At 60.1% G+C, this 16,528-nt stretch carries 12 protein-coding genes; 1 reads left to right on the top strand and 11 read right to left on the bottom strand.

Features of this window, described 5'->3' with window-relative positions; genetic code table 11:
- Positions 1-142 precede the first annotated feature (142 nt).
- From astD to FHL16_RS20900, 4 genes are all read right to left on the bottom strand, one after another.
- Positions 143-1,612: a succinylglutamate-semialdehyde dehydrogenase gene (gene astD, locus FHL16_RS20915; protein WP_177346245.1), complete on the bottom strand. Its 1,470-nt coding sequence runs from the start codon at positions 1,610-1,612 to the stop codon at positions 143-145.
- On the bottom strand, positions 1,609-2,634 hold the full coding sequence (gene astA / locus FHL16_RS20910; protein WP_010457241.1) for an arginine N-succinyltransferase: 1,026 nt from the start codon (positions 2,632-2,634) through the stop codon (positions 1,609-1,611). Before astA ends, astD begins: the two co-directional genes overlap by 4 nt.
- A 70-nt stretch (positions 2,635-2,704) precedes the next feature.
- A complete protein-coding gene (aruF, locus tag FHL16_RS20905; RefSeq protein ID WP_010457242.1) occupies positions 2,705-3,724 on the bottom strand; it encodes an arginine/ornithine succinyltransferase subunit alpha in 1,020 nt (339 codons plus the stop codon).
- A gap of 203 nt (positions 3,725-3,927) precedes the next feature.
- Complete coding sequence (locus FHL16_RS20900; protein WP_010457244.1) at positions 3,928-5,148, bottom strand: aspartate aminotransferase family protein; 1,221 nt, start codon at positions 5,146-5,148, stop codon at positions 3,928-3,930.
- Positions 5,149-5,434: 286 nt separating this feature from the next.
- On the opposite strand from FHL16_RS20900, the gene FHL16_RS20895 reads away from it, so the two are divergent.
- On the top strand, positions 5,435-10,300 hold the full coding sequence (locus FHL16_RS20895; RefSeq protein ID WP_077749179.1) for a dermonecrotic toxin domain-containing protein: 4,866 nt from the start codon (positions 5,435-5,437) through the stop codon (positions 10,298-10,300).
- A gap of 2 nt (positions 10,301-10,302) precedes the next feature.
- Here FHL16_RS20895 and FHL16_RS20890 read toward each other — a convergent pair whose 3' ends face one another.
- The 7 genes from FHL16_RS20890 to FHL16_RS34085 all read right to left on the bottom strand — a co-directional run.
- Complete coding sequence (locus FHL16_RS20890) at positions 10,303-11,283, bottom strand: GlxA family transcriptional regulator (protein WP_010457247.1); 981 nt, start codon at positions 11,281-11,283, stop codon at positions 10,303-10,305.
- A 247-nt stretch (positions 11,284-11,530) separates the two neighbouring features.
- A complete protein-coding gene (locus FHL16_RS20885; protein WP_010457249.1) occupies positions 11,531-12,295 on the bottom strand; it encodes an ABC transporter ATP-binding protein in 765 nt (254 codons plus the stop codon).
- Between the two features lie 27 nt (positions 12,296-12,322).
- Positions 12,323-13,435 (bottom strand): M14 family metallopeptidase, encoded by a 1,113-nt coding sequence (locus FHL16_RS20880; RefSeq protein ID WP_077749178.1) that lies wholly within the window; start codon positions 13,433-13,435, stop codon positions 12,323-12,325.
- Between the two features lies 1 nt (position 13,436).
- The gene (locus FHL16_RS20875) at positions 13,437-14,135 is read right to left on the bottom strand and encodes an ABC transporter permease (protein ID WP_010457252.1); all 699 of its coding nucleotides are present in this window, start codon (positions 14,133-14,135) and stop codon (positions 13,437-13,439) included.
- On the bottom strand, positions 14,132-14,821 hold the full coding sequence (locus FHL16_RS20870; protein WP_010457254.1) for an ABC transporter permease: 690 nt from the start codon (positions 14,819-14,821) through the stop codon (positions 14,132-14,134). The genes FHL16_RS20875 and FHL16_RS20870 overlap by 4 nt, the downstream gene beginning before the upstream one ends.
- Positions 14,822-14,912: 91 nt before the next feature.
- Positions 14,913-15,686 (bottom strand): ABC transporter substrate-binding protein, encoded by a 774-nt coding sequence (locus FHL16_RS20865; RefSeq protein ID WP_010457256.1) that lies wholly within the window; start codon positions 15,684-15,686, stop codon positions 14,913-14,915.
- A gap of 700 nt (positions 15,687-16,386) precedes the next feature.
- Positions 16,387-16,528: hypothetical protein (locus FHL16_RS34085; RefSeq protein ID WP_177346244.1), on the bottom strand; the 142-nt coding region annotated here is incomplete at its 5' end.

Here is a 16,528-nt window from a genome sequence, read left to right as displayed (position 1 = left end):
TCTGTTGTTATGGCTTCAGTAACTATTCAGTAAGACCGCGTCGCGGCCATCGCCAGCAAGCTGGCTCCCACAGTGATGGGGTCGTACACAAAATGTGTGAACACCACCGAACCTGTGGGAGCCAGCCTGCTGGCGATGGACATCACGCCATCTTCACGCCAGGCGTAAGCGATGCAGGCAACACCAGGTTCGGCGTTTCCAGCGAGGCCACCGGGTACGCGCAGTAATCTGCGGCGTAGTAGGCGCTGGCGCGGTGGTTGCCCGAAGCGCCGACGCCGCCGAATGGCGCGCTGCTCGCGGCGCCGGTCAGCTGCTTGTTCCAGTTGACGATACCGGCACGGCTTTCCAGCCAGAACTGCTGATAACGCGCTTCGGAATCCGACAGCAAACCAGCCGCCAGCCCATAGTCCGTGTCGTTGGCTTCAGCAATCGCCGCTTCAAAATCAGCGTAGCGGATCACTTGCAGCAACGGGCCGAACAGCTCCTCGTCAGGACGATCGGCGACAGCCGTCACGTCCAGGATGCCCGGTGTCAGCAACGCGGCTTGCGCCTGAGGCTGAGTCATTTCCAGCAGCGCCACGGCGCCATTGGCCAGCAGATGCTCTTGCGCATCCATCAGCGCTTTCGCCGCGCCGAGGGAAATCACCGAGCCCATGAACGGCGCCGGTTGCTGGTCAAACGCACCGACTTCAATCGTCGAACTGACCACCACCAGACGCGCCAGCAACGTGTCGCCCCAGGCGCCCTGCGGTACCAGCAAGCGACGGGCACAGGTGCAACGCTGGCCGGCGGAAATGAATGCCGACTGGATGATGGTGTAAACGGCAGCATCGAGGTCTGCGACCTGATCCACCACCAGCGGGTTGTTACCGCCCATCTCCAGGGCGAGGATCTTGTCCGGACGACCGGCGAATTGCTGGTGCAGATGATTGCCGGTGCGGCTCGAACCGGTGAAGAACAGACCGTCGATGCCCGGGTTCGCCGCCAGGGCGATACCGGTTTCGCGCGCGCCTTGCAGCAGGTTCAAAACACCCGCCGGCAGACCGGCTTCGATCCAGCATTTAACCGTCAGTTCGGCGACTTTCGGCGTCAGTTCGCTGGGCTTGAACAGCACGCTGTTACCGGCCAGCAGTGCCGGCACGATGTGACCGTTCGGCAAATGCCCCGGGAAGTTGTAAGGCCCGAACACCGCCACCACGCCGTGTGGCTTGTGGCGCAACACGGCGGTGGCGTCGCCCAGCGGACCGCTCTTCTCGCCGGTACGCTCGCGGTAGCTCTGCACCGAGATCGCAATCTTGTTGACCATGCTGGTCACTTCCGTTGCTGCTTCCCACAACGGCTTGCCGGTTTCCTCACCAATGGTGCGGGCCAGTTCGTCAGCGTGGTTTTTCAGCGCGGCGGCAAAGGCTTCAAGCACGGTAATGCGCTCGTCCAGGGTGCGACGGGCCCAGCCCGGAAACGCCTGACGAGCAGCCTGCACGGCCGACTCAACCTGAGCGGCGGTCGCGCCTTCGCCGGTCCACAGCACTTGCTGGGTCACCGGGTTCAGCGACTGGAAGGCTTCGCCCTGACCGGCCAGCCATTCACCTGCGATGTATAGCGAATTCATTATTTCGACTCCCTGGCAGCAGACAACGGAACGGCGCGCACTTGATCACCGGCGTTGAGTTGAAGACGTTTGGCGGTCAGCGGATCAACGACCAACGTACCGGCGGCGAAGCGTGCTGGCGCGGCAGTGATGCGGCAGTCTTCGCGCTTGCGGTTGTGAATCAGGAACGGAGTAGCGTCATCACCCGGCGTGCCGATGGCCAACACCAGTGCCTGGCTGTCGCGCACGGCGCGGATCTTGCCGGTTTCGCACTCGACCGCAGGGCCGGCGTCGAAGATGTCGACGTAGCCTTGGTAGCTGAAACCTTCGCTCTTGAGCATGGCCAGCGCCGGCTCGGTGTCAGGGTGAACCTGACCGATGACGTTGCGCGCGTCTGGCGACAGAAAGCAGGTGTACAGCGGAAATTTCGGCATCAGTTCGGCGATGAACGCCTTGTTGCCCACGCCAGTCAGGTAATCGGCCTGGCTGAATTCCATCTTGAAAAAGTGACGGCCCAGGCTTTCCCAGAATGGCGAGCGCCCGGCTTCGTCGGACACGCCGCGCATCTCGGCAATGATCTTGTTGCCAAACAGCTGCGGGAACTCGGCGATGAACAGCATCCGCGCCTTGGCCAGCATGCGGCCGTTGAGGCCCGTGCGGTAATCGGCGTGGAGGAACAGCGAGCACAACTCAGAGTTGCCGGTCAGGTCGTTGGCCAGGAACAGCGTCGGGATCTCGCGGTAGATGTTCAGCTCTTGCGAAGCGCTGACCGTCAGGCCGACCCGGAAGTTGTACCAAGGCTCACGCAGGCCGACAGCGCCGGCGATGGCGGAAATGCCCACCACGCGGCCGTCATCGTCTTCGAGCACGAACAGGTAGTCTGCATCGCCCCGCCCGGCTTCACCGCGAAAGGTCTTCTCGGCCCAGCCGACCCGATGGGCCAGACGTTCTTCGTTGGCCGGCAAGGTGGTCAGGCCGGTGCCGGTGCTGCGGGCCAGGTCGATCAGAGCGGGTAAATCGCTGCTGCGTACAGGACGAACGATCATGCTATCTCCTCAAACGGGCCGCTTGCGCCACCCGCGAAACTTCGCTGCTTTCTAAACACTCAAGCAGTCGTTAAACCGCCACCAGGCGCACGCTCGCACCCTCACCGACGCCCAGGGCTTCGGCCGCTTCCAGATCCAGGGTCACGGGTTTGCCCGGCGCGTAATCGAGCTCGAGCAATACAGCGCGGTAATCCTGCAACTGGGCGTTGGCCACCAGGTACTGACGACCGACACCTTTGACCGCCTCGCCGATTTTCACCGGCACTACACGGCTCTGCGCGATCGAACGGATCCCGGAGACGCGGGCATGCAACGTCGGGCCGCCGTCGAAAATGTCGATGTAGTGATCGGTCTCGAAGCCTTCGCGCATCAGGATGTCGAAGGTGATCTGGGCTCGCGGATGCACCTGGCCCATCGCTTCTTGAGCGGTGTCCGGCAGCAAAGGCACATAGATCGGGTAATGCGGCATCAGTTCGGCGAGGAAGGTCCGGCTCTTCAGGCCGCACAGACGCTCGGCTTCGGCGTAGTTGAGGTCGAAGAAGTTGCGACCGATGGCGTCCCAGAACGGCGAATCGCCATTTTCGTCGCTGTAACCGACGATCTCGGTCACCACGGAATCGGCAAAGCGCTCCGGATGGCTGGCAACGAACAGCAGACGACCACGGGAGTTGAGCTCGGCCCAAGGCGAACCCACCAACTCGCGCTGCACGTAGAAACTGGTCAGCAAGCTGTTGCCGGTCAGGTCGTGGCACTGCGAGAGCACGTGAATCTTGTTATGAATCTTCAGCTCGCGGGAGGCGTGCACGAAGGTTTCATTGCGAAAGCTGTAGAACGGCTCGGAGTAACCGGCGGAGGCAACGATTGCGGAGCAACCGACCAGTTTGCCGGTGGTCGAGTCTTCGAGGACGAAGAAATAGCTTTCTTCGCCGTTGAAGCTGACTTCCGCGGAAAACGAGGCTTCGCTTGCGGCGATCTTGTCGCTCAGGCGTTCAACGTCATCCGGCAAGGAAGTGACACCAATCGGGCTGTCCGCAGCCAGACGCTGTACCTCGCCCAGATCAGCCATTTGCGCGGGGCGCATCACCAGCATGGTGTCACTCCTTTCTCGTAACTCTTTTGGGGGAAATAAGCCGTACCCTTGCAGGAGCGAGGCTTGCCCGCGAAAGCGGTGTGTCAGCCAATAACAAGGTGTCTGACACGCCGCTTTCGCGGGCAAGCCTTGCTCCTACAGAAGAGCGGGTCCGGCATAAAAATTGGGTTCGACGCCTGAAATGTCAGGCGCCGAAGGGTCTATCAGGCTTGCGTCAACTTGGCCACAGCGCGTTCGAAGCGGTCCAGGCCCTCGTCGATGTCTGCGTCTTCAACCACCAGGCTTGGGGCAAAACGCACCACGTCGGGGCCGGCTTGCAGAATCATCAGGCCTTCACGCTCGGCGGCGTTGAAGACGTCTTTGGCCTTGCCTTTCCAGGCGTCGCTCAGTACACAACCGATCAACAGGCCCATGCCGCGGACCTTGGTGAAAATGCCGTACTTCTCACCGATCTGCTCAAGGCGCGCCTTGAACTTGGCATGCTTGGCCTTGACGCCAGCCAGCACTTCAGGGGTGTTGACCACGTCGATCACCGCTTCCCCGACCGCGCACGCCAGCGGGTTGCCGCCGTAAGTGGTGCCGTGGGTGCCGACGACCAAATGCTTGGCCAGGTCTTCGGTGGTCAGCATCGCCGCGATCGGGAAACCGCCGCCCAGGCTCTTGGCGCTGGTCAGGATGTCCGGGACTACGCCGTAATGCTGATAGGCGAACAGGTGGCCGGTGCGACCCATGCCGGTCTGCACTTCGTCGAAGATCAGCAGCGCGTTGTGCGCGGTGCACAGATCGCGAGCGCCTTGCAGGTACTCAAGCTCAGCCGGGATCACACCGCTCTCGCCCTGGATCGGCTCCAGAACCACGGCGCAGGTCTTGTCGGAAATGGCGGCTTTCAGCGCAGCCAGATCGTTGTACGGCACGTGGGTGATACCGGTGATCTTCGGACCGAAACCATCGGAATACTTGGACTGGCCACCGACGTTCACGGTGAACAGGGTACGGCCATGGAAGCTGTTGAGCGCGGCGATGATTTCGTACTTCTCGCTGCCGAACCGATCAAAACCGACGCGACGGGCCAGCTTGAAGGCGGCCTCGTTGGCTTCGGCGCCGGAGTTGCAGAAGAAAGCACGCTCGGCAAAGGTGGCGTTGACCAGCTTATGCGCCAGGCGCAAGGCCGGCTCATTGGTGAACACGTTGGACACGTGCCACAGCTTGTTCGCCTGCTCGGTCAAGGCACTGACCAGCGCCGGGTGCGCATGGCCCAATACGTTAACGGCAATCCCGCCAGCGAAGTCGATCAGCTCGCGGCCAGACTGGTCCCAGACATGGGAACCGGCACCACGCACTGGAATGAATGCGGCAGGCGCGTAGTTGGGAACCATTACCTGGTCGAAATCGGCGCGTTCTACCGCAGCGTGCTCAACGGACATCGGAGTCTCCTGAAGAGGAACACTCGCCGGAAACTGGCGAGCGATGGGGGGATTGTAAGGACAGTTTTCAGCCCGGCCTTGCCGCCAAGCGACAACTTCTTATAGCGCAAACCCCGGTTTCAACCGGGTTTACGGCAATGCGACATATAGGGTCGCAAAGGCGCAGTTTAAACCGCCGGCACAGGTTATAGGCAGGCTTGTCGAGCGGTGCGGTAAATATGTACCGCACCCGCCCCGCCATCGTCTGTTTTGCTGGCGACTCATCCAAACGCTAAGGGAATAGCGCATGAGTCGACACGAAAACGATCGCCCTTCAAATGTCGGTGGCAATGAATCCGCCACGCAACCGGACGATCACTACCATCATCTGTTCAACAACCTGCCGGCCTGGGTATTGGAAGCCTCGCCCGCGACACGCGATGCCCTCAAAACCGCCTCGCTTGCCGCGCCGCACTGGCACGGCACCGCGACATCCCTGCAACACCAGTCGCTGAAAAAGCTCAGCCAGGAACATTGGACCCAGCGAAATCGTCTGGACTCAACGCTGTCGAGGCTGCAAAGCGCACGCGCCTTCGCCGAAGCGTTGCTAAGCGCGGCCTTGAAAACCCGGTTTGATCTGGAAGTGGACGTTAAAACCACCTTCCTGCGCCTGTACATTCCACAAGCCGTGCCCTGGTTCGGGATCAAGACGGGGGCAGCGCGCACCTGGACCGTGTCGCTGCTCGACGCCGCCCTGCATAACTTTCAGGCATCGGAAATGGCGGCGGATGCTTACGAGCCCGCCTCGACGTTCATTACCGAACCATCGCCCGCAGGGCAGTTCGATACGCTGCCGGCGGTCAAACAGAAACTGACCATCGCTGCCTTTGTGAGGCTGTGCCGGGAACTGGACATCGGCGCCCGCTACACCACGTACCTCAAAGACAATCTTGGGCTGACCAACCCGGTGGCCGGCGCGGTGTTGAAAGCGAAGGTGATCAGCTCGCATAAAACGGCACTCAAAGCCGCGCTACAAATGGCTCAAATCCGCAAGGATATTCCGGAGGATGCCTATCACTCGATCCTGCGCCTTGTGGAAGGTCGTTCCGGGGCGCGACTCAATGGCCAGCCGCTGTACGGTCATGACCTGACCCTCATGTCCTCCTCCCTGACCGGGATTGTCGTTTTCGCGCCGAGCCTGGAGCGCGCGCGCAAGGGAACACGGATCATTGCCTACATTCCCGACGATCCCGAGCACCCGCTCAAGGAGTACCCGAACACCCTGGCGTTCATGACCGAACTGACCCGCAAGCTACGCGCCCCGGCTTACCAGACGTTCTTCAGCCGCTTCGTCGAGCATAAGGAAAGGGGGCCTTTTTTTGCTGATCTCAACCGCCGCCTCCAGCGCGTGACCTGGCATCAACACAAGCGTGGCGACCCACTGCCGAGCTGGCGCGAAACGCCCATCGACAGGCCCAACCTGCGGTTTTCAATGACGCCGTTCAGCGCGGACCTGTGGAACTATCTCTATCAGCGACAACTGAACAAGATCCTCAACGACGCCAGCACGCTGGCCGTCTCCACCGCCTCCGCCGACCGAAATGCGCGCTGGGCTTTGTGGGATGCCGTCAGCAAAGTAGCTTCGACGCTGCTTGAAATCGCAACATTCGTGGCAATGCCGTTCGTCCCGTTTCTTGGCGAAATAATGCTGGGTTATATGGCTTACCAGTTACTCGACGAAACCTTCGAAGGCATCGTAGACCTGGCCGAAGGACTGAAAACAGAGGCGGTCGGGCATTTGATTACACTCGCTGAAACAGTGGTTGAGGTGGGCACATTCGCGGTGGGTGGTGCGATCGCTGCCGGCGCCTTCAGCCGTTTGCTTTCGCGCGAAGCGGTCGCGCTGGTCGACCCGCTCAAACCCGTCGCAACGCCGAAAGGAAAAACCCGCTACTGGAAGCCGGATCTGACCCCTTACGAACAGGCACAGCGTTTGCCCGAAGACGCCAAACCCGATCAGCTTGGCCTCTATCGCCACGGGGGCAAGACGCTGCTGCCTCTGGAAGGAAAACTGTATGCCGTGAAACCCGATGGCACCTCCAACGCGTTTCAGATTGAGCACCCGACCCGCGCCGACGCTTATCAGCCTTCTTTACTGCACAATCATCACGGCGCCTGGCACACCGAGCTGGAACAACCGCTGGAGTGGGATCGGGAAACGGTCATGCGTCGAATCGGCCAGGGTGTCGAGTCGTTCAGCAACGCCGAACGCGAGCAGATCCTGCGGGTCAGCGGTTTCCACGACAACGTCGTGCGCGAAATGCATGTCGAACATTACCGCCCGCCTTCGCTGCTGACCGACACGATCAAGCGTTTCAAGATCAACCGGGACATCGACACCTTTATCGAGCAGATCGGCAGTGATCAACCCGAGCACTATCGAAAGGCTGATTCGACCCTGCAACATCAACTGCTGAGTGGCTACGACGGCTGGCCTGTCGACACGCCAATGCCGACAGCGCAAGCCCAAACATCAGCCTTCAGACAACGGACCGCAGAACTGGCCCGGGATTACCGCAAATCGCTGTTCGATCTGCGTTATCGCGCGTTGGAAAAAACCGATGACCTGCGGGTTCAGCGGCTGATCGATGATGTGCGGGGGTTACCTACCGATATCGCCGAGGAACTGGTGAGCAATGCGTCCGGCACGGAACTGAAACAGCTGCACAACGGCCGCACGCCCCAGCGTCTCAAGGACGCCGCGCTCAAAGCCATGGAGGCCGTGCGTGCCATCCGAGCCTCTGAAGGTTTTTATTCCGAAGCGCTGGACACTACCGACACCCACCGAATGGCCTTGCAAAGCCTGAACTCACTGCCCGATTTACCAGCCGGGTTGCGTATCGAAGTGCGGGACTACTCGGCCGAGGGGGCTTTGCGCGACAGCATTGGCCAACCCGATGCGCCCCTACAAAAAATACTGGTTCGCGCTGAAGACGGGACTTACCACGTACACCAAGACTCGGATTCGTCGCCGGAGGATTTTTATCAGGCCTTGTTCCGGGCGCTGCCGGATGCGCAACGCAACAAGTTGAACCCTTCGATCACAGATGCCCAGGTCTTTAAACAACGCATCGCCGAACACGCACTGGAGCAACCGGCCTTACGCAGGCTGTTTGCAAAAAATCCCCATCGGAAACCGTTCTATGACCCGACCACCATGCGCCTGCCCGGTGGTACCGAGGGCTACAGTCGAATCGCCCGCGAGACACCGACGCTCAACGACCGGGTTCGCGAGGTTTACCCCAACCTGCCTCAGGAAGAAATGCAGTCCATTGTCCAGACACTGCAACTTCATCCCGATGGTGCTCGCGTAGAACTTTCACGTTTGAGGAGGGAGTTGGCCCGACTGCATCAGGACCTGCGCGCCTGGGTCAGTGATTCCCCCACAACCCATCCTGAGACCGGCCGCCCGCTCAGCGAACTGGATCAACAAGCCGAGCGAAACAACCGCCGGTTGCTGGCCCAGGAAATCCAGCGCAGCTGGCGTCGACAGTCCGACCGGGATTTCGACACACCGGAGGGGGTGACCCAATATGTGCTCAGGTTTGCAGAGCCGATCCTCGGCGACTTGCCGTCGTTGACTGCCGATTTCAGTCATGTGTCGCAGCTGTCCCTGGAAGGCACCCGCAGCGCACAGGCCATTCCCGCGTTTCTACGAGGTTTCAGCGGGCTGCGCCGCCTGGAATTGCGCCGCTTTTCCCTGAACACCCTCCCCGACGCCATCAGCCAAATGCCCGACCTTCACGCCTTGGTCTTGAGCGATTGCGGCATCCGGGTCGACGCCGCCACGTGGTCGAAGCTGGCGTCAATGAAGCAACTGGCCATGCTCGACCTGTACAAAAATCCGTTTGAAACCTTGCCGCATATCGACACGATGAGCGAGCTGGCGCACCTGGACCTGAGCGACACCCGCCAGACAGGGATTGCGGCCAGCCTTCTGCAACACCCGAAGCTTCAAACCCTCCTGCTGATGAACAACCACATCAGCGAGTTGCCTGCCGGGTTATTCGAGAGTTCGCTTTACGACAAGCGCGGCCTGCACCTCACCGACAACCCGCTGTCGAACAGCGCGCGAGAATTGATCAAGCAACACCACTTCGAAACCGCCTACGACATGGGCGTCTATGCACCCGAAGCCGACATCGATCGGGTCAAGGCGCTGTACCCCAGCATGGAAATCGAGCAGGCGAGCGAGTTCGTCTACGAATTGCCGGGGACTCTGGAGGATGGCCGCAGCTATTTGACGCGCCTTGAACAAGAGCTCACCCAGCTGAAAAACGATTTGTCCGCATGGACCGCCGATGTTCCGCAGCAGGACCCGGTGACGGGCGAACCCTTCAGCGACGAGCAACTCGTTGCCGAGCAAACGAACCGCGACGAATTCAAGCAAGCGCTCGAGAAGTGCTGGCAGCGCGAGTCGGAACTGGATGAGTTCAACGAAGCACTTGAGCCGACGTTCGAACTCAGGGTCCGTCCGGTCATCAATGGAGAACTGCCGACCTTGAGTGCGGACTTCAGCCATGTTTCCGCGCTTGAGGTTGACAGTGCCGAGGGCGCAACACGCCTGGGGCGTTTCCTTGAGTCCTTTCTCAACCTCAAAAGCCTGCGGCTGCGCGAGTGTGACCTGGGTGACATTCCCGATTCGGTGTTCAAGATGGGACGCCTGCGCTCGCTGTCGCTCCCCGATTGCCGGGTCAGCCTGTCAGCGGAGTCGGCAAGTGCATTGGCGGGAATGGAGCAGCTTGATTACCTCGACCTGAGCTTTAACCCGTTGGGGCGCACGCCGGATCTAAGCCAAATGCCCGACTTGTCGACCGTGCTGCTCAACGACACCGGCATCACTGACATACCCGACGGCCTGCTTCAGCTGGCGGATCTCGACTGGGCTGACCTGAGCATGAATGCAATAACCGAGGTGCCCAGCGACCTGCTGGAATTGCCGGTGGAAATTGCTGAAAACATCACCTTGAGAGGCAATCCGTTTTCCCAGGAAAGCCTCGCGCGACTGGTCCGCTTCTTTGAACTGACCCGTGCGGATTTTGGCGTGGAGGAGGTTATCAACCGAGGGGAAATACAGGTGTCGACCTCAGAGGGTTCCGAGATCGACGAGTAACATCAGCCGCGCTCGGACGGCACCGACGACAACTCGAATGGACTGCTGCTGCGCCGCTGGTTGCGATCTTCCCGCGGCGTGGCACCGAAGAAGTTGCGGTAGGCGCTGGAGAAATGCGGCCCCGATGAGAAGCCACAGGACAGGCCGATCTGAATGATCGACTTGCTGGTTTGCATCAACATCTGCCGGGCCTTGTTCAGGCGAAGTTCCAGGTAGTACTGGCTCGGCACGCGGTTGAGGTATTGCTTGAAGATCCGCTCCAGTTGTCGACGGGACACGCACACGTGCTGGGCGATTTCATCGGTGGTCAGCGGCTCTTCGATGTTGGCTTCCATCAGCAACACCGCTTGGGTGAGCTTCGGATGGCTGGAACCGAGGCGGTTCTGCAGCGGGATGCGCTGGCGTTCGCCACCCTCGCGGATACGCTCGACTACCAGTTCTTCCGACACAGCGCCGGCCAGTTCGGCGCCGTGATCACGGGCCAGCACGGCCAGCAACAGATCGAGTACCGACAAGCCGCCACACGCGGTCAGTCGATCACGATCCCAATCGAACAGATGGCTGGTGGCGATCACTTTAGGGAAGCGTTCGGCGAAATCGTCCTGCCAGCGCCAATGCACGGCAGCGCGGTAACCGTCGAGCAAACCCAATTGCGCCAACGGGTAGACACCGGCAGACAAACCACCAATCACGCAACCGGCACGCACCAGTTGTTTCAGCGAACTGCTGAGCGCCGGCGCGAGGGTGGTCGGCGGCTCATCGGCGAGCAGAAACAGCTTCTGGAAGTTTTCGAGCTTGCCGGCCCACGGCTCACCCGGCAGTTGCCAGGCGCCTTCGGTCGGTGGTTCGGCCTGCAAAAACGACAATTCGTAGACAACATCCGGATGCACACGCTGGGCAACACGCAAGGCCTCCTCAGCCAGCGCAAGCGTCAGTGCTTTAGTGCTGGGCCAAATCAGGAAACCAATTCGATGGGCAGTCATGGCGGGCAATCCGAAACGAAAACAGTGATGAAGGCATGGGCCAATGCTAGCCCGTAAATGAACGCAAATCTCGAAACCTGCAGCATTCCCCTGTTGGAGCGAGGCTTGCCCGCGAGAACGGTGGTTCAGTCAACATGATTGCTGTCTGAACCACCGCATTCGCGGGCAAGCCCCGCTCCTGCAGGGATTGGGACCAGCCTTTAGGTTGCGAAGCATGCACTATCCCGGTGCGCAACGGGAGTTCGGTTTACTTCAGGCTGCCCGACAGGAATTGCTGCAAGCGTTCAGACTGTGGATTGACCAGCACTTCACGCGGGTTGCCGCTTTCTTCAACGATACCTTTGTGCAGGAACACCAGCTGATTCGACACTTCACGGGCGAAGCCCATTTCGTGCGTCACCACGACCATGGTCCGGCCTTCCAGCGCCAGGGCCTGCATCACTTTCAGTACGTCGCCGACCAGTTCCGGGTCGAGGGCCGAGGTCGGTTCGTCGAACAGCATCACCTCAGGCTCCATCGCCAGCGCACGGGCAATCGCCACGCGCTGCTGCTCGCCGCCGGACATGTGGCCCGGGTAAGCGTCTTTACGATGGGCCACGCCGACCTTGTTCAGGTAGTGCTCGGCTTTTTCACGGGCCTCGGCCTTGGACATGCCCAGCACGTGAACCGGCGCTTCCATGATGTTTTCCAGCGCGGTCATGTGCGACCACAGGTTGAAATGCTGGAACACCATCGACAGGCGCGAGCGCATGCGTTGCAGCTGTTTCGGGTCAGCCGCTTTCAGCGCGCCGTCCTTGTTCGCCACCAGTTTCAGCTCTTCGTTGTTGAGCAGAATCTTGCCCGCGTGCGGCTGCTCGAGCAGGTTGATGCAGCGCAGAAAAGTACTTTTGCCAGAGCCACTGGAGCCGATGATGCTGATCACATCACCAGCCGCCGCTTTCAGGGACACGCCCTTGAGCACTTCGTGACTGCCATAGCGTTTATGCAGGTCTTGGACTTCAAGTTTGTACATGCGGTCGGTTCTCACAAAAACAGTCAGTCAGTCGTTGAGCAAGCGCCCGTGACGCAGCGCTTCGCGCCCCGCCACCTTGGCCAGCCAGAAACCGGGTTGGGCATAACGCAGCCGTTCAATGGCAAACAGCACCCCGGACGTACCAGCACACACCGTGCTGACCCGATCCGATAACGGATCGATCACTTCGAAAATCTCGTCACCGGCTTCGATCCACTCACCGGGTTTACGCAAAAAGCTGATCACACCCGGGTGTGGCGCGAACAGCAACTCGGTGCCCTCGAACGGCATGCCTTCGCACGCCTCTTGCGCAGGCTTGGGCCATTCGCCGCTGATCAAGCCTTGCTCGGCGAGGAACGCCAGAATGCCTTCGGCATAAGCCTCGGCGTCCGCGCGACCGGTATCAGCTTGACCACCCAGTTCGATGGTCGTCGCCAGACAGGCCAGCGGAATCTGCGCATCCGGGAACTGACGCGACAAACGCAGCCACGGCAGCGAGCACGCCTCGTCAAAGGAACTGCCGCCGGAATCTTCCGCCAGCAGCCCCACTTTCACGTTCAGGTGCGCGGCGAGCGAACGCCATTGCGGCCAGTGTTGCGGCAAGGCGTACATGTGCAGCGCCGCTTCGGCATCGCAATGCAAATCCAGCACGACATCAGCGGTGCACGCGTGGCTGAGCAAGATGCGCTGCATGCCTTGCAGCTGGCTCGCGGCCGGCGGCAATGCCGCCAGCGCATCGCTCATGGCTTGGCGGATCAAGCGGATATTGGCGTGTGGATCATCGCCCAGATGCCCGTCCAGCTCAGCGGCCACTGGCGCGCTCAGCTCGACGAAATCGCGGTTGAAATTCTTACCGCTGCCCGCTTCGAAACGACCTTGATGGCTGCCTTGCAACAGTTGACCGAGGCCCAGTGGATTGGCCACCGGCACCAGCTCGATCACGCCGTTGAGCAGGCCTTGGGCTTCGAGTTCGGCCAGGCGCTTTTTCAGCTCCCAGGCCGTGCGCATTCCCGGCAGTTCATCGGCGTGGAGGCTGGCCTGGATGTAGGCCTTGCGCTCGCCACTGCCGAAGCGGAACACCGAGATCTGGCGCTCGCTGCCCAGGTGGTTCCACGGCAATAAGTGATCGATGCGTTCCATATCAGTGCTTCCGCGGGGCCAGATAGCCCAGCCAGCGGCGCTCGGCCAGTTTGAACAGCTTCACCAGAATGAAGGTCAGGCACAGATAGAACACGCCGGCGGTGATGTACGCTTCGAACGGCAAGTAGTACTGAGCGTTGACCGTGCGCGCGGCACCGGTGATGTCGATCAGGGTCACGATGGACGCCAGACTGGTGGTCTGCAGCATCATGATCACTTCGTTACTGTACTGCGGCAGCGCCCGGCGCAGAGCCGATGGCAGCAGGATGCGCTTGTACATTTTGTAGCGCGACATGCCCATGGCCTTGGCCGCTTCGATCTCGCCATTCGGCGTGGCGCGCAGGCTGCCGGCGATGATTTCAGCGGTGTAGGCGCTGGTGTTGATCGCAAAGGCCAGGCACGCACAGAACGTTGCACTGGACAGCCACGGCCACAAGAAGCTTTCACGTACCGCTTCGAACTGCGCCAGACCGTAGTAGATCAAGAACAGCTGCACCAGCATCGGCGTGCCGCGGATCACGTAGGTGTAGAGCCAGGCCGTCATGTTGACGACGGCGTTCTTGGAGACGCGCATCAAGCCCAGCGGCAACGCACACAGCAGGCCGAAAAACAGCGACAGCGCGAGCAATTTGAGGGTGGTCACCAGGCCGCCGAAGTACAGCGGCAAGGCCTCCCAAATGACGTTGTAGTCGAAGATCATAGATCAGCCGCCCTTACGCCTACCGAGTAGCGCTTCTCAAGGTGACGCAATGCCAGCAACGAGACACTGGTAATCACCAGGTACATCGCCGCCACTGCGAGGAAGAAGGTGAAAGGCTCGCGGGTGGCATCTGCCGCCTGCTTGGCCTTGAACATCATGTCTTGCAGACCCACCACCGAAATCAGCGCGGTGGCCTTGGTCAGTACCAGCCAGTTGTTGGTGAAGCCCGGAATGGCCAGACGGATCATCTGCGGCACCAAAACCCGGAAGAACACCTGGAAACTGCTCATGCCGTAGGCCATGCCGGCTTCTGCCTGACCTTTGGGGATCGCCATGAAGGCGCCGCGGAAGGTTTCCGACAGGTACGCACCGAAGATGAAGCCCAAGGTGCCGATACCGGCGGCCAGCGGGTTCAGGTCGATGTAGTCGTCAAAGCCGAGCATCGGCGCCACGCGGTTGAGCAGGTCCTGACCACCGTAGAAAATCAGCAGGATCAGTACCAGATCGGGAATACCGCGGATCACCGTGGAATACAGGTCGCCCAGCCAGGCCAGCCAGCGAACCGGCGACAGACGCAATGCAACGCCGATCAGACCCAGAAAGATGGCCAGGACCATGGAGGACAAGGCGAGCTGAAGCGTCAGCCATGCGCCATCGAGGATGACAGCCCCGTAGCCTTTCAACATGATTCAGGTCCTCGAATGTTGGGATGAAAAAATGGCGCAAACCTCAGAGATCCTGTTGCTTGCGCCATTTCGGACTTGTCGCCTGGACGTGTTACTTGCCGTAGATGTCGAAGGCGAAGTATTTGTCCTGGATTTGCTTGTACTTGCCGTTCTCGCGAATGGCAGCGATCGCGGTGTTGATCTTGTCTTTCAGCGCGTCGCCCTTGCGAACCGCGATACCCACGCCGTCGCCGAAGTATTTGACGTCGGTGAAGGCCGGGCCAACGAAGGCGAAACCTTTGCCAGCGTCGGTTTTCAGGAAACCGTCATCGAGCAGCGTAGCGTCTGCCACAGTGCCGTCGAGGCGGCCAGCGGCCACGTCGAGATAGATTTCGTTCTGCGAACCGTAAGGCTTGATCTCGGCACCCAGCGGGGCCAGGACTTCGCGGGCGAAACGCTCGTGGATCGAACCACGTTGCACGCCGATGTTTTTGCCCTTGAGCTCAGTCAGGCCTTCGCTGACTTGAGTGCCGGCCTTCATGACCAGGCGCGCCGGGGTGTTGTAGTACTTGTTGGTGAAGTCCACGGATTTCTTGCGGTCTTCAGTGATCGACATGGACGACAGGATCGCGTCGATCTTGCGCACTTTGAGCGCCGGGATCAGACCGTCGAACTCTTGCTCGACCCAAGTGCACTTGACCTTCATCTCTTCGCACAGAGCGTTGCCGATGTCGTAGTCAAAACCAACAATGCTGCCGTCCGGTGCTTTGGAAGCAAACGGAGGGTAAGCCGCTTCGATACCGATTTTCAGAGGTTTTTCATCAGCGAAAGTCGGCAGGGACAGCACGGACAGTGCCAGGGCGCCAAGCAGCACGAGTTTCTTCATCTTGGGACTCCATCGGTAAAGGGCTAAAACGGCAGAGTGAGCGACAGCCCAATATGCGAATGAGTGGAACCGCAAAGCGGTGCTGCGTCGTAGGAACCGCGCGCTTTTTTCAACGCGAGCCACAACGAGCGAGTGATCGGCATTCTAACGACAGGCCCGAAGCCGATATTTCTTCAATGCGACAACTAATTACAGATGCACCGAGAAAGCCGCTTGAGCGCGTTGACAGCCCTGCAAATTCATGCAAGAGCAAAAGACAGTGAACCGATCACTGCTGCAAATTGCGGGCCTATTATTGGCAAACCCTTCTAATCCGGCAAGCGCAGCGTTGTGTCTTATTTTTTAGCCGGGCTGGAGAGGCCCGGGAGTGGGGGTTGGCGTTTCCCAATGCCCCGCATCGGAGCGCGCGGTTACACATTCAGTTACTTGAAGGGCGGAGGGTAACAGTGGGAAAGCGCCTACAAGTGAAGTCGATAATTATTGGGCGTTGTTTATTGAGTGCCTGACAGATCGCCATCGCTAGCAGGCTAGCTCCCACAGGGATCTCCAGGGGATTCGCAATTTGAAACGAGCGCAGTTCCCTCTGTGGGAGCTAGCCTGCTAGCGATGAGGCCCGACCGGCCAACACAAAAACCTCAGACAAAAAAAGCCCCATCCGGCACAACACCGGATGGGGCTTTTACTGACTCAGAGATGTCGGTTAAGCGACGTTCATGATCTTGTGCTCATCAATCAAATGCTGCACCACACCCGGATCCGCCAAGGTGGAGATATCACCCAACCCATCGTATTCGGCGGTCGCAATCTTGCGCAGGATCCGGCGCATGATCTTGCCCGAACGG

Origin of the sequence: Pseudomonas sp. FSL W5-0299, from assembly GCF_005930655.1 — a bacterium.
Taxonomy (GTDB): Bacteria; Pseudomonadota; Gammaproteobacteria; order Pseudomonadales; family Pseudomonadaceae; genus Aquipseudomonas; species Aquipseudomonas mandelii.
The sequence above is the reverse complement of the archived record's forward strand: the minus strand, read 5'-3'. Positions and strand labels throughout refer to the sequence as shown.

What these genes read in the sequence shown, in the direction of transcription:
- astA (WP_010457241.1), bottom strand. Translation starts at nt 2,634, where the DNA reads ATGATCGTTCGTCCTGTACGCAGCAGCGATTTACCCGCTCTGATCGAC.
- aruF (WP_010457242.1), bottom strand. Translation starts at nt 3,724, where the DNA reads ATGCTGGTGATGCGCCCCGCGCAAATGGCTGATCTGGGCGAGGTACAG.
- FHL16_RS20900 (WP_010457244.1), bottom strand. Translation starts at nt 5,148, where the DNA reads ATGTCCGTTGAGCACGCTGCGGTAGAACGCGCCGATTTCGACCAGGTA.
- FHL16_RS20895 (WP_077749179.1), top strand. Translation starts at nt 5,435, where the DNA reads ATGAGTCGACACGAAAACGATCGCCCTTCAAATGTCGGTGGCAATGAA.
- FHL16_RS20890 (WP_010457247.1), bottom strand. Translation starts at nt 11,283, where the DNA reads ATGACTGCCCATCGAATTGGTTTCCTGATTTGGCCCAGCACTAAAGCA.
- FHL16_RS20885 (WP_010457249.1), bottom strand. Translation starts at nt 12,295, where the DNA reads ATGTACAAACTTGAAGTCCAAGACCTGCATAAACGCTATGGCAGTCAC.
- FHL16_RS20880 (WP_077749178.1), bottom strand. Translation starts at nt 13,435, where the DNA reads ATGGAACGCATCGATCACTTATTGCCGTGGAACCACCTGGGCAGCGAG.
- FHL16_RS20875 (WP_010457252.1), bottom strand. Translation starts at nt 14,135, where the DNA reads ATGATCTTCGACTACAACGTCATTTGGGAGGCCTTGCCGCTGTACTTC.
- FHL16_RS20870 (WP_010457254.1), bottom strand. Translation starts at nt 14,821, where the DNA reads ATGTTGAAAGGCTACGGGGCTGTCATCCTCGATGGCGCATGGCTGACG.
- FHL16_RS20865 (WP_010457256.1), bottom strand. Translation starts at nt 15,686, where the DNA reads ATGAAGAAACTCGTGCTGCTTGGCGCCCTGGCACTGTCCGTGCTGTCC.